Origin of the sequence: Alicyclobacillus tolerans, from assembly GCF_048984885.1 — a bacterium.
Taxonomy (GTDB): domain Bacteria; phylum Bacillota; class Bacilli; order Alicyclobacillales; family Alicyclobacillaceae; genus Alicyclobacillus_I; species Alicyclobacillus_I tolerans.
Genome location: NZ_JBMGNK010000002.1, coordinates 2505861 through 2527914 on the forward strand (window position 1 = coordinate 2505861; position 22054 = coordinate 2527914).

General features: G+C 42.8%; 20 protein-coding genes and 2 tRNA genes. 2 read left to right on the plus strand and 20 right to left on the minus strand.

The window, feature by feature from the left end:
• Positions 1-35: 35 nt before the first annotated feature.
• Positions 36-878 (minus strand): carboxylating nicotinate-nucleotide diphosphorylase, encoded by an 843-nt coding sequence (nadC, locus tag ACOJUR_RS12845; protein ID WP_420950225.1) that lies wholly within the window; start codon positions 876-878, stop codon positions 36-38.
• A gap of 290 nt (positions 879-1168) precedes the next feature.
• On the opposite strand from nadC, the gene nadA reads away from it, so the two are divergent.
• Positions 1169-2128 (plus strand): quinolinate synthase NadA, encoded by a 960-nt coding sequence (gene nadA, locus ACOJUR_RS12850; RefSeq protein WP_420950226.1) that lies wholly within the window; start codon positions 1169-1171, stop codon positions 2126-2128.
• Between the two features lie 367 nt (positions 2129-2495).
• Here the strand turns inward: nadA and ACOJUR_RS12855 are convergent, their stop codons facing one another.
• The 18 genes from ACOJUR_RS12855 to ACOJUR_RS12940 form a co-directional block, all read right to left on the minus strand.
• Positions 2496-2924 (minus strand): C40 family peptidase, encoded by a 429-nt coding sequence (locus ACOJUR_RS12855; protein ID WP_420950227.1) that lies wholly within the window; start codon positions 2922-2924, stop codon positions 2496-2498.
• A 273-nt stretch (positions 2925-3197) separates the two neighbouring features.
• Positions 3198-4388 (minus strand): N-acetylglucosamine-6-phosphate deacetylase, encoded by a 1191-nt coding sequence (gene nagA / locus ACOJUR_RS12860; RefSeq protein WP_420950228.1) that lies wholly within the window; start codon positions 4386-4388, stop codon positions 3198-3200.
• Between the two features lie 92 nt (positions 4389-4480).
• Entirely contained in the window at positions 4481-5524 is a 1044-nt protein-coding gene (locus ACOJUR_RS12865; protein WP_420950229.1) for an alpha/beta hydrolase family protein, read from the minus strand.
• On the minus strand, positions 5512-7590 hold the full coding sequence (locus tag ACOJUR_RS12870; RefSeq protein ID WP_420950230.1) for a TasA family protein: 2079 nt from the start codon (positions 7588-7590) through the stop codon (positions 5512-5514). Before ACOJUR_RS12870 ends, ACOJUR_RS12865 begins: the two co-directional genes overlap by 13 nt.
• 172 nt (positions 7591-7762) lie before the next feature.
• Complete coding sequence (locus ACOJUR_RS12875) at positions 7763-8659, minus strand: 3-hydroxyacyl-CoA dehydrogenase (protein WP_420950231.1); 897 nt, start codon at positions 8657-8659, stop codon at positions 7763-7765.
• Positions 8660-8727: 68 nt separating this feature from the next.
• Positions 8728-10293 (minus strand): malate:quinone oxidoreductase, encoded by a 1566-nt coding sequence (locus ACOJUR_RS12880; RefSeq protein WP_420950232.1) that lies wholly within the window; start codon positions 10291-10293, stop codon positions 8728-8730.
• Positions 10294-10638: 345 nt separating this feature from the next.
• On the minus strand, positions 10639-11208 hold the full coding sequence (locus ACOJUR_RS12885) for an RNA-guided endonuclease InsQ/TnpB family protein (RefSeq protein WP_420950233.1): 570 nt from the start codon (positions 11206-11208) through the stop codon (positions 10639-10641).
• Positions 11166-11504 (minus strand): helix-turn-helix domain-containing protein, encoded by a 339-nt coding sequence (locus tag ACOJUR_RS12890; protein ID WP_203115268.1) that lies wholly within the window; start codon positions 11502-11504, stop codon positions 11166-11168. Before ACOJUR_RS12890 ends, ACOJUR_RS12885 begins: the two co-directional genes overlap by 43 nt.
• Positions 11505-11512: 8 nt before the next feature.
• Positions 11513-11911: an IS200/IS605 family transposase gene (gene tnpA / locus ACOJUR_RS12895; RefSeq protein WP_420950234.1), complete on the minus strand. Its 399-nt coding sequence runs from the start codon at positions 11909-11911 to the stop codon at positions 11513-11515.
• Positions 11912-12214: 303 nt separating this feature from the next.
• Positions 12215-12289: transfer RNA gene (locus ACOJUR_RS12900), tRNA-Val, on the minus strand.
• Between the two features lie 145 nt (positions 12290-12434).
• Positions 12435-12635 carry a cold-shock protein gene (locus ACOJUR_RS12905; protein ID WP_072874290.1) on the minus strand — a complete coding sequence of 67 codons (201 nt, stop codon included), beginning with the start codon at positions 12633-12635 and terminating at the stop codon, positions 12435-12437.
• A 321-nt stretch (positions 12636-12956) separates the two neighbouring features.
• Positions 12957-13349 (minus strand): hypothetical protein, encoded by a 393-nt coding sequence (locus ACOJUR_RS12910; RefSeq protein WP_072874291.1) that lies wholly within the window; start codon positions 13347-13349, stop codon positions 12957-12959.
• Between the two features lie 120 nt (positions 13350-13469).
• Positions 13470-13555: transfer RNA gene (locus ACOJUR_RS12915), tRNA-Leu, on the minus strand.
• Between the two features lie 226 nt (positions 13556-13781).
• On the minus strand, positions 13782-14372 hold the full coding sequence (locus tag ACOJUR_RS12920) for an acetate uptake transporter (protein WP_072874292.1): 591 nt from the start codon (positions 14370-14372) through the stop codon (positions 13782-13784).
• Positions 14373-14520: 148 nt separating this feature from the next.
• Positions 14521-16467 carry an acetate--CoA ligase gene (acs, locus tag ACOJUR_RS12925; RefSeq protein ID WP_203115265.1) on the minus strand — a complete coding sequence of 649 codons (1947 nt, stop codon included), beginning with the start codon at positions 16465-16467 and terminating at the stop codon, positions 14521-14523.
• A 240-nt stretch (positions 16468-16707) separates the two neighbouring features.
• The gene (locus ACOJUR_RS12930) at positions 16708-17010 is read right to left on the minus strand and encodes a hypothetical protein (protein ID WP_072874294.1); all 303 of its coding nucleotides are present in this window, start codon (positions 17008-17010) and stop codon (positions 16708-16710) included.
• Between the two features lie 112 nt (positions 17011-17122).
• Positions 17123-19273 (minus strand): HelD family protein, encoded by a 2151-nt coding sequence (locus ACOJUR_RS12935; RefSeq protein WP_420950235.1) that lies wholly within the window; start codon positions 19271-19273, stop codon positions 17123-17125.
• Positions 19274-19309: 36 nt separating this feature from the next.
• Complete coding sequence (locus ACOJUR_RS12940) at positions 19310-19555, minus strand: hypothetical protein (protein ID WP_083574248.1); 246 nt, start codon at positions 19553-19555, stop codon at positions 19310-19312.
• A gap of 26 nt (positions 19556-19581) precedes the next feature.
• Here ACOJUR_RS12940 and ACOJUR_RS12945 point away from each other — a divergent pair, with 26 nt between their 5' ends.
• Positions 19582-20523, plus strand: coding sequence for a phosphotransferase family protein (locus ACOJUR_RS12945; RefSeq protein WP_306952613.1), 942 nt, complete (start codon positions 19582-19584; stop codon positions 20521-20523).
• Here ACOJUR_RS12945 and hemZ read toward each other — a convergent pair.
• The gene (gene hemZ / locus ACOJUR_RS12950; protein ID WP_420950236.1) at positions 20478-22049 is read right to left on the minus strand and encodes a coproporphyrinogen dehydrogenase HemZ; all 1572 of its coding nucleotides are present in this window, start codon (positions 22047-22049) and stop codon (positions 20478-20480) included. The two genes, ACOJUR_RS12945 and hemZ, sit on opposite strands and share 46 nt — an antisense overlap.
• Between the last annotated feature and the right edge of the window lie 5 nt (positions 22050-22054).

The following is a 22054-nucleotide window of genomic DNA, read 5'->3' on the forward strand; positions in this document are numbered from 1 at the left end:
GATGGCCTCTCTTCGGTATGAAAGTGTTTCACCGTTTACACAAATACAATTTCCATGCCCACATCTACACTGCTTGCAGAATGGGTTAAAGCTCCCATGGATATGTAGGAAACGCCTGTACGAGCAACCTCCGCCAATCGATGGATAGTCATATTCCCAGAAGCCTCTAGTTCCACTCGTCCATCCGTTAGTTGTACTGCTTGTCTTAATGTAGGGGTATCCATATTATCTAGCAGGATCATATCAACATCTAACTCTAACGCTTCTTTCAATTGTTCCAAGGTATCAACTTCTACCTCTATTTTGAAGGACATCCCGACCCTAGCGCGTACTTTCTGAACTGCTGAAGTGATACTTCCACAGATAGCAATATGGTTATCTTTTATAAGAACCATATCATCCAGACCATAACGATGATTTTGTCCTCCGCCCATTTTTACCGCATATTTTTCTAACAAACGCCAACCAGGAGTTGTTTTGCGAGTATCTAGCAATTGGGTCCCTGTACCTTCTAAGTGTTTAACGGCTAAACTTGTATATGTAGCAATTCCTGTAAGACGTCCTAAAAAATTAAGCGCTGTACGTTCAGCCATGCATAGAGCGCGAGCCGGACCTTCCACTCGACAAGCTGCATTTTTCTCACTTTTCAGTTCTTCCCCATCTTCTACCAAATGATGGACATTCACTTCTGGATGAAGTTCAGAAAATACTGCCTCAACGATTGGTAATCCAGCAATTCGTGCAGGTTGCTTTACAAAGATCAAAGCTTGAGCGTGGAGATGAGAATCAATCACAGATTCGGTTGTACAATCTCCTCTACCTATATCCTCCGCAAGCGCCATTCGAATCAACATTTTTGTGGTCTCGTTGATGTACATCCATATACCTCCCAGATTGAATGAAAATGAATCAATCTCATCGATCATTTCTGAAAAAATAGCCTATCTTTATTTTTATATATTTACATGTGTATATACTACTATGTTCAACCCAAATAAAACAGTTGATCAACAAGAATACAACTGTATATACTTCAGTATAATCACTTCTTGATTTGAATAAATCTTTGATGTAGTAAGTTTCATCCCTTGATGAATGGTTCACCGTTTTGAAGTAGAGAAAAGATGATCTCAGCTATATGAAAACTGATATCTAAGGAGCCACCCTGATGTCCTCTGTAAATGATCAAGATTCTTTACGATATGAGATTATGGAATGGAAAGAAAAACGCAACGCTATCATTCTTGCCCACAACTACGAATTACCAGAAATTCAAGATATTGCAGATGTTCTAGGGGATTCATTAACACTCGCAAGAGCAGCCGCTCAAACATACGCTGATGTGATTGTCTTCTGTGGCGTTCATTTTATGGCTGAAACAGCCGCTATTCTGAATCCAGACAAGACTGTCCTGTTGCCCGATATTCACGCAGGCTGTTCTCTGGCTGATTCAATCACACTCGCCGATCTCCGCAATTGGAAATCAGCATATCCCGGCGCCGCAGTTGTGTCTTATATCAATACATCTGCAGAAGTCAAGGCAGAAAGTGATTATTGCTGCACTTCTTCTAACGCTATCAAAGTTGTAGAAAGTATACCTGAAGAGAAAGAGATTTTATTTTTACCCGATATGTTTTTGGGGGCTTATGTACAACGCGCCACAGGTCGTAAAAATATGCACATATGGATGGGCGAGTGTCACGTACATGCAGGAATCTCCCCCGCAGACGTAGACAACGTGTTTAGAGACTATCCTGATGCAGAATTATTGATCCATCCAGAATGCGGATGTTCGACTTCCAGCATGTATTTATTATCAGAAGGTCAACTTCCAAAAGAGCGAACTCATCTATTATCGACGGGCGGCATGCTGGAGAGGGCAAAAAATTCTCCCTCCAGCCAATTCATCATCGCAACTGAAACTGGAATTCTTCATCAGATGGAAAAGGAAAATCCAAACAAAACCTTCATCGCCGCAAACCGCTCAGCCGTCTGTCCATTTATGAAAATGATAACTTTGCCTAAAGTCTTAGAATCCTTAAAAGAAAATCAACATGTTGTTTCTGTTTCTGAAACAATCCGTCAACGCGCCAGACTCCCCATTGATCGAATGATTGCAATTGGTTAAAGTTCAAATTTGCGACCCATCTTTAGATATTGATTCCTCTCAAATGGATAACACCTAGAAGCAAGTACAGGATGAAGTAGGAAACCCGCTGATGCCTCCCCCTGAATGTCCATACACCTTGGCATTCTTGTACATAAGATCTTCTACAGCTATTGCAGGGAGGTGTTAAGGTCATGAAAAAACATCATCGCCATCGCCCTATCGTCATTATCCTGCATCCGGGCGAAAAAATTCTTGTCAAATGCGAGAAAAAACACCGCTGCCATCGGTAAGTAAAACTTATGAAAATCTTCATTCAACAGCCGCAGCAATGCGGCTTTTTATTTTAAAAGTTGCAAGCTATACATCCTGCATTCCGTACACCTATTTAATAACTATCCACTTTTTTAAGCCATTGAGAATTGGCTAATTCCCCCGGAGTTGGATATTCAATTCCTGGACATAAGTCGATGCCGACAGACCGATAAGCATCTGCCCAGAGCGTTGTGCAAATACGACGTTTCTGACTCGCTATGAGTGGAACGCTTTGACCTAAAAGATGTCTACCAGCTAACCAGAAAAAAAGCAGATAATCGTACCTTGTACCAATTTTACTTCTAGCAAATTCTACAATTTCTTTCCTTTGCCGATCCGTTAATTCTTCACATCGATAAACATCTGCCACACCTTTATAGGTTTGGACATGCTCATAACCTGTGATCCGTAAAGCCTGAGATTCGATAACTTGTTCCGGATGCGCCAAACCAGCAATATGCGTATAAGGACTACGAGTAATTTTACGAATCGGCCCCGCCAATCCTTGAGTGCCCCGTATAAAGATCAAATCTCCTAATTGCAATTTACTTTAGCCCTCCATTCTACCGAAAGTTGAAAAGCTTACAAAAATCAAAAACCGTTCTCTCCACCGTGGTAAGCATAATAGCCCTTCCACCCTGGATGAACGGTCTTGTCTACTTTTCAAGTAAATTTATACACCGAGTATCAGCGAGACTATGCTTATTTTAACTGAACAAAGATTTCCATACAAGTTGATAGCATACAGCTTTCCAAAATAACCAATCTACCAACTTTATGAACGCCGATATAGACGTCTGCCCAAAATATATGTTTCACTTGCGAGTAACGATTCATCTAAGAGTACAAAATCAGCATCGTGCCCAACCGCCAAAACTCCTTTTCGATGATCCAACCCCAGTTCACGTGCAGGAATCAGACTCGCCATTTGTATTGCCTCAAACAGGGTTACTCCAACTTGAATCATCATATTTCGAATGGCCTCATCCATGGTTAGTGTACTACCAGCCAAGGATTGACTATCTTGTAGCGTCGAAATGCCCTGTTTCACCACAATATTCATCCCTCCCAGCTGATAAACTCCATCCGGTTTACCTGTTGCTCCAATAGCATCCGTAATCAAAATAACACCATCTTTACCTTTCAATCGCATCACTAATTTCAAAACTTCTGGATGTACATGATGTCCATCAGCTATGAGTTCACATATAACATTTTGTGAAAGTAAGCAGGCACCGACAGCACCGGGTTCGCGATGATGAATGCTGTTCATTGCATTGAATACATGCGTCGCATGCGTTGCTCCAGCTTCGAAAGCTTTTATGGTTTCTTCATACGAAGCGACTGTGTGCCCAATAGAAACAATGACTTTTTCCTCTCTAAGAAACTGAATTAACTGCAAAGCTCCTGGCTGTTCGGGAGCCAAAGTGACTTTGCGCACAAGGCCAGGCACCGTCTCCAGTAACCGTTTCATTATAGATATGTTGGGGGGCTGTACAAACACAGGATTTTGAGCCCCCATTTTGGATGGAGATAGAAAAGGACCTTCTAAATGTACACCTAACACCTGTGCTGAACCTGACCTCCAAGCTGTTTGTTGTGCGATACCCGATGCTTGAATGGACTTCTCCAAAGCTTCTATAGGAGCGGTAAGTGTAGTCGGCAACCAGCCTGTAGTACCATGTTGAATGTGAAATTGACCAATTTTTTCAATAGCAGATGATGTACCGTCCATAACATCTGCTCCATTAGCACCATGCACATGCATATCAATAAAACCTGGAACGACCCACTGACCACGAGCATCAACCTGATGATACGCCAATCCTGAAAACAATTCATTCGGTGGGGCTCCATGTCCAAGCTCATCAATTACCCCTTCAGTGACATGCATCCAGCCGGGATCCAAAATTTTATCTTCGCCAACAATGCGAGCATTGATCAGTAGCAACGAGTCACCTATCATTGGATACTCCCATCCCCTCCAAATCCAATGAGTTGAAAAATAAAGAAAAGAAAACAAGCGAATACTTTCCATTCTGTATTCTGAGGCAGAAATTAATGAATGTTACTTGACGTGGGCCAAGGGCCAGGAAGTCCATGCTGTTCAAACCATTTTTCTATAGCCTGATGCGTAACGGATCGATATTTTTTCTGTAACCCATGGTGGCCGTATTTGTACAATAAAAGTTTTACATCTTTTCCTGCCTTTTTCATCCTTAATGCCATAGCAGCTACAGATTGCCATATCACATGATGGTCTTCTTGTCCCTGTAAAAATAATACAGGAGCTTGAATCTCAAGAGCTTGATCGTAAGGAGAACGTTTCTCATATCGTAAAGACAGTTTTCCATGTAAATACTCTGGCCCATATGCTGTAGCATACTCTGCAGCAGGGTCAGGACGCCAATCTAAGTTTTTAGACCAATTGTCCATGGCATCAGGGCCCACATAAGGACTAAGAGCGACTACCCCATCAACATGATGCTGCGCAGCATATTGCAAGGCAACACCGCCGCCTAGAGATTCACCAAATAAATAGAGGCCCCGAATTGAATATCCTGGGATATGTGAGGCCCACTGTATGGCAGCTTCAGTATCATCGAGATCGCCAAGAAGACCATGAACAGTTCCCTCACTTTGTACGTATCCTCGATATTCAGGTGCAATAGTAATAATTTGATTGGAATATTGATTGGACGCTGGCCATGAAAATGGGGAATGATACATTCCGGGTTTGGGAACTTCCCATCCCCCATGAAGTAAAACAAGCAAAGGGTAATCTCCAGGTTTGGAAGGAAGAGTCAAGTAAGCCTCAACCTGCTGACCTTGACTCCAATAAAATACCTGATATACAGAAAGACCAGATGTACTTCGAGTCGGAAGCGAGACGAGGCCTACCGAAGCCAACTGACCATTCTTACCATCTTGAGTATGGATATGGATGGCAAAAGGGCCGATGGATGAATCATTAATCAATTGCGAAGAAGTGGATTGGGGTAATGGAGTCAAATGGGGATGCGATTTTACATCGCATCCCGTCATAATTGTGGCCATCAACACCAAGATAGATATGAATGTTATTGGCTTTAGAAGAGGCAACCGCAGCCACCCCCTTCTCCAGAAGAAGGTGATTGGGGAGACAATTCTCCTGAGAAAGTTGCATTTAGTCCATTACTATTGTCAGAAACAGAATTAGAATCTCCTAAGATTGCAAAGAAATAGCCTGTGGGTAATTGACTATATTGGTACATATAGTTACTGTAAGTTGGATTAAACTGATTTATGGCCGTACCATGAAAAACACCATTCGTTAATTGCGCATAGCCATCTACACCTATAATATTAAATGGACCTTGATAGTGAAAGGTAAGTACATCGTTTTGTGGAACAATATTTCCATATTTGTCTTCCAGTGAGATAGTGACTGGGATTCTACTATTTTCTGTTGCGAAATCTAAATAATCATGGTAAAAGATCAATTGAGCGGCAGGTCCGGGAGTAATTTGTTCTTCTGAAGCTGTCACCGATTGTTCAGTATCCAGAGCATTGATAGTCGCCTTCACTTGAATGAGTTCAGACTTCGTATCTTTGACTGAAAATTGGTATAAGCCTGGGCTTTTTTCAACAATAGGCCCAAATTCAATATCTTGTGCTGTTCCCTTGATAGTGGATAAAGATATGTCTGAAGTTAATCCCTGAAGCGGCTGATTGACAGCATTTTTTAATGATAGCGTATAAGTATCCGACTGACCTGCCTGCTCCGAAGATTGATCAAAGGAGAGTGAACTCAAAATGCTATGATCCACAGCCAACTGAATAGGCTTAGATTCTGCATGAACACTTACGCCATTTGCCATAACAGTTGCTTCAACTTGAAGTACTTCTGCTTGACTGTCACTGACTGAAAAAGAATAAAATCCATTACCGAGAGAATCAATTGGACTGAAAACAACATCTTTTGCCGTACCCTTCGTTACCGACAACGAAATATCGGACACCGGAACCTCAAGAGGTGAATGACTAGAATCCCACAATTGCAAAGTGTAATTCACATTTTGACCCGCATATATAGTACTTGAACTAAATGGATTTGCGTTTAAACTAGAAAAATATTGATTTGGAGTCGGAGAGGTTGTAGAGCCTTGACCGGACTGTATTGGATTACCGCCATTTCCATTTGAGCCAGTTACTTGGATGTTCTGATGATTATTTTCATATTGTTCAGCCAGCACCGAAAGTGATACACTACCCCAAGCATCTTGGTAGTCATTTCCTGCTTCTTTGGGCAATCCTCCTCGATACGTAACCAAAAGATATTGACCAGGTTGTAACACAATTCCTTTCAAATCGGTCGATCCGCTAAATTTAGTGGGTTGAATAAGTTCATTATCAAACGATGCATCAGACGATTCAACGTTCAAAGTTCCCGTCGAATCTGAAAAATCCCCACCATTTAGGTTATAACCTGCTTGTTGATAAGTGTACGGTACAGATAAATTTGTATTTACAATGGAGCCACTGACACGATAGCCTATCGCTTGTGGGTATTCATGAGGAGCCTCCACGACTTTGGGCAGGCTATTGTAAATAGCGTATTGAAGCACATAATAAGCAGGATGATTGTCAGTTTGATATTCGTTCAATGGGCTCGAACCATGGTAATCTACAGATTCATACCCGAATCCTGGAATTAACTTAGGGCCACCTATTAACAACCTTGGTTGCCAATTATTTTTATATGTTTGATAGACTGTACGGCCAAATGGTGAATCTGCTAAAAGTGCTTGTTGATTCAACTCTTGACTAGAACCTTTTACAAATCCGTTTAATGTGACAACCTTCCCATTGTTCAATCCATCATCCCAAAATATAGGTCCATGAACATTATTTTGCAAATCAAGAATCTCCGCTACACTTCCTGTATTATGCAAAATTACATATCCAGCAGCGCGATCGCCAGGAACCATATTAAAATAAGGGATCTCTTTAACATTCGAAAAAACATTTGATTCCCCATGTAACGTGATATCAACAACACCTGCTCCGAAGTTCTGCTGAGAAGAATGAGCATCTGCTGTAAATAACGCAAAGCTTCCAGCACCCAACATGGCAAGACCAGATAAAGCCGTTATACCGGCCATACTCAATTTTGATTGTATTTTCACCCTTACCCCTCCAAACAGCCTTTCTATATAAAGTATTTTGTTCTTATTATAGAACAATTATATAATCGACGTCAACGAATAAAAATTACCGCTTACGTACGAACTGTAAGCGGTACTGAAATGCTTGCGAAATCCATTTTACTGTATTCTATATCGGATCGTGCAATACAATTTATCCTTTCAAAAAGTCAGGCTGTCGAAAACGAGGGTTAGGATATGTGTAGAATCCCTCGTTGCTTTGCCGACCCAGTTTACCTTTGTCCATATATTGAGTTTTTAACATATTAGCTAATTTTTCATACTCTGGATGCCCAGCCTTAGCTTTCTCTTTGGCAATATTATAAGCTGTATTTACACCTATCGTATCCAAAATAGCAAAAGGACCAGCAGGAGCTCCTGTAGCAATCATCCAAGTTTTATCAATCGTTGCCACATCTGCAATCTCATTCACCAATAAAAACTGTGCTGCTTCCAAAAAAGGAACAAGCAAGGAATTTAAAATATAACCAGGCTGTTCTTTGTATAAAGGCAACGGAACCATACCGATTTTTTCCGCAAAAGCGATCACATCTTTGAAAACTTCTTTATCTGTTCCCGGATGCTGCATAACTTCTGCCGTGTTATGAATCCAAATCGAATTGGCAAAATGCAGAGCCAGAAATTTTTCTGGTCTTCCTGTGAATTCCGCAAACTGACTCGGCAAAAATGTGGAAGAATTAGTAGCAAAGATGGTTTTAGGAGGAGCCACCTTGGCCAACTGTTTATAAAATTCCGTTTTGATTTGGATCACTTCTGGTACAGCTTCAATGAGTAAATCTGCCTGTGCAACAGCCTCTTCTAAATCGGAACTGAAATAAATTCGATGAAAAGCATTTTCTACATCTTGTTGAGATGCCCGCAAGTCCTTTTGATACATGTTCATTAGTTTTAGAATTCGTTCTTTTGCTTTCGACAATGCTTCTTCGTTGAGATCATAAACAGTCACATCGAATCCCTTAAAAGCAGTTTGAAACGCAATCTGACTTCCTAACACACCACATCCCGCAACTGTTATCTGCTGAAAAACCAAATTTATCCCCCCTTTAGGTGATCAACAGGAAGTAAATGTATATCCAAAACCTGAATCTACACGTTCGATTACTCTGTAATATATCCTTCAGCTGTTACAAAACCATCCTCATAGCTCGGAGATTGCAAATCCTCGGCAGAAACAGTATGTTCTTTATCCAAACCTAGAGATTTCGTTGTATCTTCAAATATCTCACGGAACAACTCTGGATTTTCTGCCAAAGATAGACCATAAGACGGAATCATTTCTTTAATTTTAGGTTGCCATTCTGGCATACGTTGCGGAAAACATTTTTCGAGTACTTCCAGCATGATATGGACCACTGTAGAAGCGCCAGGTGAAGCTCCGAGCAAAGCGGCAATCGAACCATCAGCTGAGCTGACTACTTCTGTACCAAACTGGAGTGTCCCTCTACCACCGGTTTTCGTATCTTTAATAACCTGTACACGTTGTCCCGCCACGACGATATCCCAATCCTCACTCCTAGCATTCGGTATAAATTCCCTTAGTTCTTCCATACGTTTCTCATTAGACAGCATGACTTGCTGAATTAAATATTTCGTCAACGCAAACTCTTTAACGCCCGCCGCTAACATCGTGAGAACGTTATGAGGTTTGACCGTCCGAATCAAATCGAGATTTGAACCAGCCTTTAAGAACTTGGGTGAGAAACCGGCAAACGGTCCAAAAAGTAACGATTTTTTGTTATCAATATAACGGGTATCCAAATGCGGAACCGACATAGGAGGTGCTCCAACTTTGGCTTTTCCATAGACTTTAGCGTGATGCTGCTCAATAACTTCCGGATTATGACAGACCATAAAAAGCCCGCTGACAGGAAAACCGCCGATGTGCTTCGCCTCGGGAATCCCGGTTTTTTGTAATAGGGGAAGACTTCCTCCGCCAGCACCAAGAAATACAAACTTTGCCAAATGACTTTCTGTTTTCCCTTGAACATGATCATAAACTTTTAGTTCCCATAGATTATTGCTGGTTCTTTTGATTTTTTTAACGCTATGGTTGTATTTAATTTCAACTTGCTCTTTTTTCAAATGCTCAAACAACATCCTTGTTAAGGCACCAAAGTTAATATCCGTACCTGAATCAATTTTAGTGGCCGCAATAGGCTCGTCCGAGGTGCGACCTTCCATAATCAGCGGTATCCATTCCTTAAGTTTTTCAGGGTCATCTGAGTATTCCATACCTTGAAACATATGGCTATTCGATAAAGCTTCATATCGCTTTTTCAAAAAATTTACATTTTTTTCGCCTTGTACTAGACTCATGTGTGGAATGGGCATAATAAAGTTCTGTGGATTTTGAATCAAATTACGATTCACAAGAAACGACCAAAATTGTCTGGACAATTGAAACTGCTCATTAATTTTAATCGCTTTGCTAATATCCACTGTTCCATCAGGATTTTCAGTAGTGTAGTTTAATTCACATAGCGCTGAATGCCCTGTTCCAGCATTATTCCATTCATTAGAACTTTCTTCCGAGGGCCCTCCGAGTTTTTCGAAAACTTTAATATCCCAATCCGGGGCCAATTCCTTGAACAGTGTTCCTAGCGTTGCGCTCATAATTCCAGCACCGATTAAAATTACATCCGTCACTTTTTGCATGCTACTCATAGTTAACCTTCTTTACATCTGTATATTTATATATCTACATATAGAATCGATGTTCTGAGACACTTCTTTGAAATAACATGCCATAGGAACATCTTTTTATTCTTCATTAACTTTACTGTATCACAGACCATTCTAAAATTCGATGACTTTGTCCTGTTGACACAAGCCTCTAGGCAACTACCCACTCTCTATACTAAAGCGAGGACTGAATGTAAAAATGCCTAAAATCATCATTTCATCATTATCGTGACCACTCCCCATGCCTAAAGGCAGGAGCTTCTCAGAACACGCATGACGCAACCGCCTACGTTACGTTCTGAAGGCTCAGTCCGAGCCAAAAAAACGTTATCCAGCTAAGGCACGTTTCAAAATGTTTTGTGCGGCATTTATGTCTCTGTCTTGAACGTATCCGCAGTGTTCGCAATGGTGCATGCGTTCCGACAGCTTTTTAGAGACGATTTCCCCGCAATTCGAGCAGGGTTGACTTGTGTTTTTGGGATCGACTAGCACGACACGACGACCAGCTTCTTCCGCTTTGTACGTGGTGTACCGCACAAGTTGATTCCAAGCCGCATCAACAATGCTCTTGGCAAGATGGTGATTTTTCACCATGCCTTGAACGTTTAGATTCTCGAAGGCAATCAGCCCATATGAATTGACCAATTTTCGAGATACTTTGTGCGCGTAGTCTCTACGTTGATTTGCGATATACTCATGCAATCTCGCCAGTTCTCTGATGGCTTTGCGGCGACGAGCAGACCCCTTATTCTTGCGTGATACGACTCGTTGCTTCCTGTGCAATTTCCGTTCGGATTCCCGCAGAAATTTCGGGTGTTCGTAAAATTTCCCATCGGACGTAATGGCAAGATGCTTCACACCAAAATCGATCCCAACTGTTTCTTTGGACTCAGGCAAGGTATTGGGTTCCACTTCACACGACGAAAGAAGGCTTGAAAGGCTTTGTCAAGCCGTTTTACCACGTCCTGTAATACCTGCGAGTGAACCTGCTTCAATGCTGGAATGTACTTTTTGCGCTCATTCAGCGTATTTGCCTGATCATAGTAATTTAGCGTGGTCTTGTCTGTTTCATAGGCGAACCGCCGTTCGTCAAGCAGGCGATTGTAGAGGAGGCGACAGCGTTCTAAGGTCAACTGAATTTTCTCTTCTTGCTCCTTCGCGGGGTAAAGTCTGTACTTGTATGCTTTTCGCATGATCGACCTCACCTCGATTTCTGCTCTTCGATATACTTCTTGATCACGTCCAGTTGAACAGTGCCCACCGTAGCGACAAAGTAGGCATTCGTCCATAGGGAAGGCAGTCGACTTTTTAGTGATTTGAATTCATCACGAAGAACTTTGGAAGTGTATCCCTTGAGTTGTTTTACGACTTTGTGAATGCCATATTGCGGATCACACTTAATGAGAAGATGAACATGATCAGGCATGATTTCCATTTCAATGATTTCCGCCGAAATGTCGGTTGCCTTTTCCAAAAGCAACGCCTTTAACCTTGCGTCAATGGGTTCAACAAGCACTTTACGGCGATATTTTGGACAAAAGACAACATGGTATTTGCAGTCGAACGTGACATTTTGGTTTGAATCTACATCTCGACTCATGACGAATCACCACAAATAGTATAGCACAAAACATTAGATACAACAGCGCTATCTATTGTTTAAAAAAGATTCGCCTCACGGCGAGCGCCTTATATCCCCATAGCTAAAGCAAGCGGTTTTACGGCCCATTTGATAAGAGAATAGCCTTTTTGTTCAATAGGGGCCCTAAGATGGAAAAGCTGATTCTTCGGTAATTGTGTTCTGTCAATGACCGATGTCGCCGTATAATGTGACAAAGACCGCCTTTCCTGTGTTCACAGGAGGCGGTCTTTGCTGTGCGCTTTATTGCTTTAACTCTTTCAATGGTGCGGCTGACAGGAATCGAACCTGTGACCCCCACCGTGTCAAGGTGGTGCTCTCCCTCTGAGCTACAGCCGCATGCTTTGAGTCAACGGGAACTACTATAACGCAAAACACGCTCCTATGTCAACTCATAAAGAAAATGGATGACTTTTTGTCATCTTCTATTAGCAAAATAAAAACCGACGAACAAATGCTCGCCGGCCACAGTCCGAAAAAGGAATTAAAATTTCACAACGTTTGCTGCTTGAGGACCTTTGGGGCCTTCAACGATTTCAAAGGAAACATGCTGACCCTCTTCCAAGCTCTTAAAACCGTTGCCTTGGATGGCGCTGTAATGAACGAATACGTCATTGCCACCTTCCACTGCAATAAAACCATAACCTTTTTCAGCATTGAACCACTTTACGGTACCTTCGTGCATGAAAAAAACCTCCTAGAGCACTAAAACGTGCACATTCATAAGACCAGCAAACACCGCAAAGGAGTATCCTGAGACTTACACAAGCAGCAACGAATAATTTCGCTGTGGCCTTGATGTAAAAAAACCGATTTCCGGGACAACGGACACCCAGAATCGGCTATCGGTCGTACGGGAACTCTAAAGGATTGTTTGCATAGTTCATTATCATCATAACTCATTTTCTCTAAAAGTAAACCCCATATGCATAAATTTTTCGAGAAATAGCACAAACCAATGGAGCCGACCAAAGCCGGCTCCATGCGAAAAGATGGGAGATGGAATCTATTCTTTAGGATCGTTTTCTATTGGACGCGCCAATCCATCTGAAGCCGCTTGTGGAGGATACTCCGCTTCATTGATTGCAACCGAACCAAACTGATTCTGTTCCGAATGAGTTGCGTCAGTCTGTGTAGTAACTTCATTCGCAGATATAGATTGGATTGCACTCTTTGCACTCGATTGGATATTGGCACCCTGGTACTGGTGAGCCAGCAGCAAAGACAAAATGCTAAACAATGCGGCAAAACCATTGGCAATTTGGTTCACTTCAGTCGATGTGATGATATGGATACCAAAAGCGTCAAGAATCAACTTTAGGCCAGCCAATATACCTACAACCAATGTATACAAACGACGTGATTTCAAAATAGATACAAGTTTTGAACTTCCACTCACGTCAAAAACCTCCTTGACATTTCATCTATTGGGGAAATCCCGTTAGACATACTATGTCGAAAGAGGTTTTCTGTGAGGGACAAAATCCACTTCTGAAAATCATAAAACAAAAATACTCAATGGTGCCGAAGGCGGGACTCGAACCCGCACGCCCTTACGGACAAGCGATTTTAAGTCGCTAGCGTCTGCCATTCCGCCACTCCGGCAAGCAACCATAACGATAACATGGATGGACAAAAAAAGTCAACCAAAAACGAGAAAAACGATAATATTTTCTGAACATCACTACTTAACCCACATTTTATTCCTGAAAAATCCGATTAAAAATAGCCTACTACCTGATGCATATTCTCCTCACAGAACAGTCGCATCAGGTAGTAAGAACTAACAGTAACCAGATATCATCCCATTTTTATGAATTCGAAACGCAGCTTAATGCGCAGTTGTAACGAGGGTTGCAGAGTCTTGCTGAGACTTGGCCAAGGGTTTACCTAACGGTAGTACCGTTCGACCGGCAGTTGCATTAATAACAGTAGCAAAAGATGTATAAAGAGCAAGAATGCCACAAAGCAATCCAACATATCCACCCGCTGTTGAAGACATGAGATGGAATCCATTCAGCGCCAGTAAAAAGAAGGCAATCCATAGACAAAGAAACACAAAGAACAAAGCCCGGCTAAGATAGAAAGTCCCAAACCATAGGAAGAGTGTCAAGATGCCAAAAAAGAGCAGGTAAACACCCAAGCCTGCTGTTGTCCCAGATTTAACAATAAAGTAAAAAGAAATCCAGAAAGCACCATATGAAGAGAAGGCAGTAGCACCAAACGTGTTGCCTTTACGAAATTCCCACATTCCTGCCAATAATTGAGCACCACCACCATAAGCAAGCGCCAATCCAAGAACGACTCCAATTGCACTTGAACTAACAATGCCCGCATTAATTAAAGAAAGAATGCAAGTTGTAATTCCGAACCCGGCAAGACCAAGCGGCCCTGGATCAGCAATTTTAATCTGTTCTGACATGTTTCATCCGCCTCTCTTTTTCTAGAAATCCCCCATTGGAAACAGACGACTACCGAGATCAACAGGAAAACCGCTCTAGAGAAACCGCAGCGCCAAGTCATCCCCCCTTTCTGTAAAGAAGAAACGTTCAGACAAATCCTGATAAAATTTAGTCTGACTCTTTATATCGAGATTTCAATTCATCAACCACAGACGGATCGGCCAATGTTGTCGTGTCACCCAAGACTCGACCCTCTGCAATATCCCTTAACAATCGGCGCATAATTTTAGCACTGCGCGTTTTAGGAAGTTCTGCTGTGAAAATAATTTCTTCCGGTCTGGCCATAGCGCCAATTTTCTCAACCACGTGCTGTTTCAACTCAGCCACCAAGTCTTCGCTTGATTCCACTCCCTCACGCAATGTTACGAAAGCAGTGATAGCCTGCCCCTTGATTTCATGCGATCGACCAATCACAGCCGCTTCTGCTACAGAAGGATGGGAAACCATTGCGCTTTCTACCTCTGCTGTACCAATGCGATGACCGGATACATTGATGACATCGTCAATCCTGCCTAAAATCCATATATAACCATCTTTATCTTTGTGCGCTCCATCTCCTGGTAAATAAACACCCTCAAACTTACCGAAATACGTGTTTCGGAATCGCTCATCATCACCCCAAACTGTCCTTAACATGGATGGCCACGGTTTGCGGATAACCAAATAACCGCCATTTCCTGGTTCCACCGGTTGCCCTTCTTCATCTACCACATCGGCAAAAATACCTGGTAACGGTTTGGTGGCCGAACCCGGTTTTGTCGCAACCAAACCTGGTAAAGGAGCAATCATGGCACATCCGGTCTCCGTTTGCCACCAAGTATCCACAATTGGACATCGACCTTGACCAATATGCTCGTGGTACCACATCCAAGCTTCAGGATTGATGGGTTCACCAACGGAGCCAAGCAAACGCAAACTGGAAAGATCGTGTTGCTTGACGTATTCCGGACCCCATTTCATAAACATGCGAATCGAGGTGGGGGCAGTATAAAGAATCGTAGCTCCGTATTTTTCACAAATATCCCAAAAGCGATCTCTTCCTGGATAATCTGGAGAACCTTCATACATCACCACAGTGGCCCCGGCAGACAGTGGCCCATAAACAATATAAGTGTGGCCTGTAACCCAACCGATGTCTGCCGTACAGAAAAACACGTCGTCATCTTTCAAATCAAATACACTGCGCAAAGAGGTATTCGCACCAACCAAGTAACCGCCAGTGGTATGAACAATCCCTTTCGGTTTTCCAGTTGTTCCAGAAGTATAAAGCAGGTAGAGAATATCCTCAGCATCCATCGGTTCAGCAGCTAACGGTTCACGAGAAACTTTAGCAGCCAACTCTGCCCAATAAATATCACGATTCTCTTTCATTTCAATGCCAGCGTCTTTACCAAAACGCTCAACAACTAACACTTTTTCAATCGGCGTATCCACAACAGCTTCATCCGCATTTGCTTTGAGAGGAATCGGTTTACCGCGGCGATATCCTGCATCAGCTGTAATGAGTACCTTTGAATCCGCATCCAGAATGCGTTCTCGAAGCGCCTTAGCTGAAAATCCGCCAAATACGACAGAATGGACAGCGCCGATTTTAGCGCATGCTAACAGTGATATAGGAAGCTCTGGTATCATCGGCAAATAAATAGTGACGCGATCGCCCTTTTTCACACCAAGAGATTGCAACATCCGCGCAGCCACATCTACTTCCTTCTGCAACATTCCATAAGTTATTGCGCGGCTGTCTCCAGGTTCACCTTCCCAAAAGATGGCTACTTTATTTTTCTTTCCTTTCCTTACATGCCTGTCAACACAGTTGTATGCTGCATTTAACTTACCGTTTACAAACCATTTGGCATGCGGAGGATCCCATTCGCAAACGCTTTCATAAGGTTCAAACCAATCTAAATAAGTTGCCTGTTCAGCCCAGTATTCTTCCGGGTTTTCACTGGCTCGATCATAGATGGATGGATCAGAAAAATTGGCCTGTTGACGAAATGACTGGGATGGTTCAAACAATCTTTGTTCCTGTAAAAGTGTATCGAGATGATTAGACATAACAGGGCTCCTTTCTCCACTCTTTTTTCGGCCAGTGAGAATAGCCGAATCACTAAAAGGAAGTATCTAACTTACTTCTTACTCCTATATCTATCATATATATGCGTAAACGTCTATCAAAATAATATGACGATTGAGTTAATTCCCGCCTGCTATTTCTCTAATCCATCATCTATAAGTAGGATGAAATGAAAATATCCTCGGGCTTTAAAGCACCGAGGATAAAATGAGAAAAATTTTTTACCAACCCCATCCCCAGGGACCAGAAGCTGCTGCAAGTCCCGCCAAGGCTCCAAACCCAAAAAACATGGCAGGAAAGAAAATTTCCTCTAACTGCATATCTTGCGGTTCATGAAGTGCATTCTGGCCCTGCAACTCATTGGACTGAGCGGAAGCAAGCCGTCCACCGGGGCGATGGGGCAAAAGATAGATGCCTTTCGTGGTGACAGAGTGCAATACTCCATGATAAACCGTTCCATTCAAGTGATGCACATACACCGATTGGCCACGCAGGCGAATGGCGTGATGATACAACGGATGCATTGATTTAACCTCCCCTAAGCACATATTGGGACTACAATGTAGACTATGTGCTCAGGAGAGAAGCGGAAGGGGCAGATGCGGATTGGACAATTTACACAGAAGCTGATTTTTCTCAGTCAAGGCTATGGAGAGCCTGGGACAAAAGAGGTGAAGGTTCGCGTTCTGAATACAATACAGCGAGTCGATGCAATGCTCTCGTACTGGCCACATAGAGAAGTTTAGCATACGATTCATTGCCTGGATAAAAGTGTTGACTCACATCAGTCAAAAGAACAGCATCAAATTCCAAGCCCTTTGCAAGATAGGCCGGCATAACCGACAGTCCTCCGCTAAATTCCCGCTGATCCCATGTAACCTGAGTGGCCTTGTATCCAGTCGACTGCAACAAATCTGCATAGTGTTGAGCCAGTTCTTCATTAGGACAAAGCACAGCAATGGAGTGCATTCTCCCTTCACTTTGCCAACTATCTATGCACTTTAGCAACTCTTTTTGCTGAGCTGTTTGATCAGTGTAATGCAACAAATTCACAGCCTCTCCTGATCGATATACGGGGACAGGAAGCGGCAAATGTGGATAGGCAGCAATTGCAGATTTAGCAAACTCGACAATTTCTTGTGTCGATCGATAACTGACTTGTAATTGGAAATTTTGAACACTCTCTTCAGAAAACAAGCCAGACAGTTCTTCCCAATTTTGAACCCCGCTATAGGAATAAATACTTTGAGCGAGATCGCCCAAAATGGTAAACGAATCTGTTTGGCAATAAAAACGCAGGATTGCTAATTGTACAGGTGAAAAATCCTGAGCTTCATCAATGACCACATGCTGTAATTTTGCATCCGGTTGAACACCATAGAGCACAAGGCGCAGATAGAGTAAACTGGCTAAGTCTTCCGGCCAAATATAAATGCGCTCACCGCGTTTTCGTTTTACCTGCGACAGAGACTGCTGCCAAGCCTCTGGCATCAGATTTTGATACATTGTCCACTCGTCCAACGCAGGCCATAATTTCAAGTAACTCTGGTACGCTGTGTTTGCTGCCTTTTTCAATTTTTTCTGCCGATCTTCTGCTTGAACTCGTTTATACTCCATATCCATCCAACGTTTGACACGCGCCTGTACACGCATCACTCGAACGGCTAACGCATAGTGTCGGTAATCCTCTGTAAACCATTTGCGGATCCAATGAGCCTCAAGCTGTACTCCAGGCCAAGGTGTAAAAGTGACGTCAGGGACAGACATTTGTTCTGCTTCAGAGACAGCTTGTTGCAAGCGTTTCAGCCAGGCCAACCGTCCTTTGGCGTAAATGGTGGCGAACTCGCGACTTGCACTATCCATCCCTGTTTCAAACCATCTTTGAACACGCTGACCCTCAGGTATCAATTTAAATCGATAATCCAATTCACGTAAAGCGAATTCACTGAAAGTTGTTTGCAAAACACCACCTACACCAAGCTCCGGCAAAACTTCTGAAATATATTCCATAAACATTGGATGAGGTGCAAAAATGGCCATTTTTTCTGCCTTCAACTGCTCACTATGCTGATAGAGCAAGTACGCCAGACGGTGCAAGGCGACTGTGGTTTTGCCCGATCCGGCTACACCTTGAATAAAGATGGCGCGATTTTTCTCAGCGCGAATAATGGTGTCCTGTTCTGCCTGAATCGTGGCGACAATGTCTCGCAAACGATTATCTTTTCCTTCTTGTAAACGGTAGAGTAAAAACTCATCTGTTACTTGTCCATTTTGTTCTCCACGAACAAACGAATCCACTACTCTTTCCAATTGACCGCGACGAATGGCAAGATTCCGTTTTCTCCAAACTGTTCCACTGATTTCACCATCAGGAGCTTGATAGGTGGCTCTGTCTTGCCCAGCATGAGCATAAAAAATACTGGCGGCTGGAGCACGCCAATCCAGGACTCTTATCGTTCCGTCTGTATCATCCTGGAGACCACGCTTGCCGATATACCATATTTCCGGCTCGACTTGACCATCGGTTTGAAAATCCAACCTACCGAAGTAAGGTTCCTGAGTGCTTCTGCGCAATGCATCGATTCTCTCATCACGCAAACGATCAACCGCCTGCGCAGCGACTTCATCAGCAGTTTGTGGCTCACGTTCATCATTGGGAAATTCTCGCGGAATGTTTTCTAATCTTTTCAAAGACTGATCGATCCACGCTAATGTTTCCTTCAACTTGCTTGCTTCTTCTTGAATTAACTGATCTGTAGCGGACGTAGTGGCTGACTCAGTCTCCACCGGTTTCCCCTCCTGAATCCAAAATAGAAATGAAAGTCATGGACGACGTTGATGTTGACGGCGCTCCCATCTGTCAAGCCATTTTTTTGACCATTCTGCCATTCCTAAAACCATGGCCAACCGGCCAAGTACGCTAAGAATCGGCTGAAGAGTAAAATAGACAGAAAGTGCTAAAAAGGATAGGATAGCCAGACAGATAAAAATGAGCACTGCCAGCACAACAAGGATGATAAGCAGAACATGTGTCACTGTATCACCTGATTCTTTATCATTTTTAAGCAATGTGGCCTGCGGAAAAGAGGGATAGGATGAAAAAACAGTTGCTGTGGTTCACGAAGCAATTGGAAGCAGAGAACAGGATATTGCTGCAAGCCACACCCATCTCAATGGCAACGACAGCAAACGTCTATCATCTTACTTTAAAGTCAGATCGAGAAATTTTAGAGGCATTTGTAAAGTGCCCTCCGGAGACTGAGAACGAATGGATGGTTTGTAAATATATTTATCCTTTCATTTCAGAATTCACCCCCCAATTACTGGGTATCTATGAAGAAGGAAAGCACCGTGCTATTTTGCTTTTAGATGAAAGCGTTCCAGAAAAATCATCAAACAAACATACAACAGACTTGAATCTATATCATAACACAAACGATGAGTGGATAACAGATGCTCTTCCATTAGTGCTGCGTATGCACCTTGAATGCAGTTCATACACTGAACATTGGCTTCAGGCAGGCTGGACATCCATTCTTCAACCTTACAAACTTGAACCATGGAGAACCCGTGGTTTGACTGCACTTGAAGAAGCGTACCAAACTGGTCAATCCCCTATAGAAATAGAATGGTTGAATCAACCTCGTCTCTGGTCGTACATTAATGAAACTTATCAGGGGCGGACAACTTGGACACATGGAGATCTTCACCGTGCAAACTGGGTACATAGCAGGCGGGGATGGTTGTTGATTGACTGGGCATATGCGTATGTCAGCACGCCATATCGGGATATGGCCATGTTACTTTCGGAAGCTGCCAACCTTCATGCAGCCTGCTCTCTGTGGTCTAACTATGTTACGAATATGAAAGAAGCAGGCTGGAAGCTAGAAGAAAAGTTCTTTCTGCTTAGTTTGGTCGATCACGTTGTGATGATGATAGGCTTTTTACACCTTACAGAAAACGATCCAGCAAAAAATGAAAAAATGCAGCATTACATGTCATTGTTAATGGAACTAGCAAAAGCGGCCGCTGAATGATGCGTGTTCTTGTCCCATATTTTTCGAAACTGAGTCATCTTGCGGGCAATGACTTCATCTATGGTCTGCACATAAGTATGGGGATCGCGTGGATTAGCAAACCGTCCTGTTACTTTGCCATCCGATGGCCGAACCCATTTGCTTACAGCTCCTCCACCAATGCCAAGAATGGTTTGTTTCTCCTCCATAATCAACACATTATAAGGACTCTCTTTACCTGCACGTGCCATTCCTACATTTTCAATATGTCCAAGGATATCTCGTTGTCGATAAAGATAGTACGGATGATAAGCGGCTTGACGCAAACTGTGCATGGCTTCATTCATCATCTCTTGAACCACAGAATCTGTTGGAATGGAGTATTTTTCTTTTTCTTCACGTACTGCTGCACTTCTTTTAAAAGCGAGCGCATGCACCGTTATGGCTTCAGGCTGGAGAGCGAGTGTTCGTTCGAGCGTATATTGAACATCGGCCAATGTTTCACTCGGCAGACCCAGTATGAGATCCATATTAATATTGTCAAAACCTGCTTCTCTTGCCGCGTAAAAACGATGGTCAACCATGTGTGGTGTATGACCCCGTTGAATCAAGCGAAGTGTCTGCTCCCTATATGTCTGAGGATTGATGCTAATACGGTTGACACCATATTGACGCAAAACTCGCAGTCTATCCGGCGTTATTGTATCAGGACGACCCGCTTCGACTGTGAATTCCCTCCATTGACCATAGCCAGGAATCCATCGGCGAATCGAATCCAGCAATTTTTCTAATTCCAAAGCGCGAAGACTTGTCGGTGTACCCCCGCCAAGATAGACTGTTGTAACAGGAATGCGGTATTCTTTCAGCAAATTGGCAATAGCCTTCAATTCTTTTTGCATAGCAGCAAGAAAATCGTTTACGTAATACGCTTTGTCAGCCATTGAGTAAGCTGGAAATGTACAGTAAGCGCAATGTGTTGGACAAAATGGAATCCCAATATAAAGACTGACTTCACCTGATAAACGATATAAATCTGGAACAACTGCTAATTCCCGCTGAGCAACTTCTACAGCGAGTTGAGCTCGAGATGATGAAACGCCATAATCATCTTGTAATTGATTGACAATCCGTTGTGTATCCCACTCTTGCTGCAACAATTGATGGACTATTTTGATAGGTCGAATGCCTTCTAAAATGCCCCACGGCAATGAATGTTGCAATCCTTCTTCGAGCAGCCGATAGACCAACAATAGATACGCTCTCTTTATCTTCTTTTCTTTATCTTTCGTTTGCAAATGAGCAGGCAATGAACATCGAATTTCTTTTTGAATCTTATTTTCTGCGCCGAATAAACTTCCTTGTATATGAATCAACTGATTTTCCATTTGAGAAGAAAGGGATAGCAACCAATCCCCTTCTATGAACCGTTCCTCTATAGAATGTCGGAGAGTACAGAGCTGTATTTCAGCCAGAGGAAGAAAGCGATGAATGCATCGCTCTATCAGCTCTTGACCAATATCTTCCTGCCTGGCAAGCCAAACTTTCAAAACGG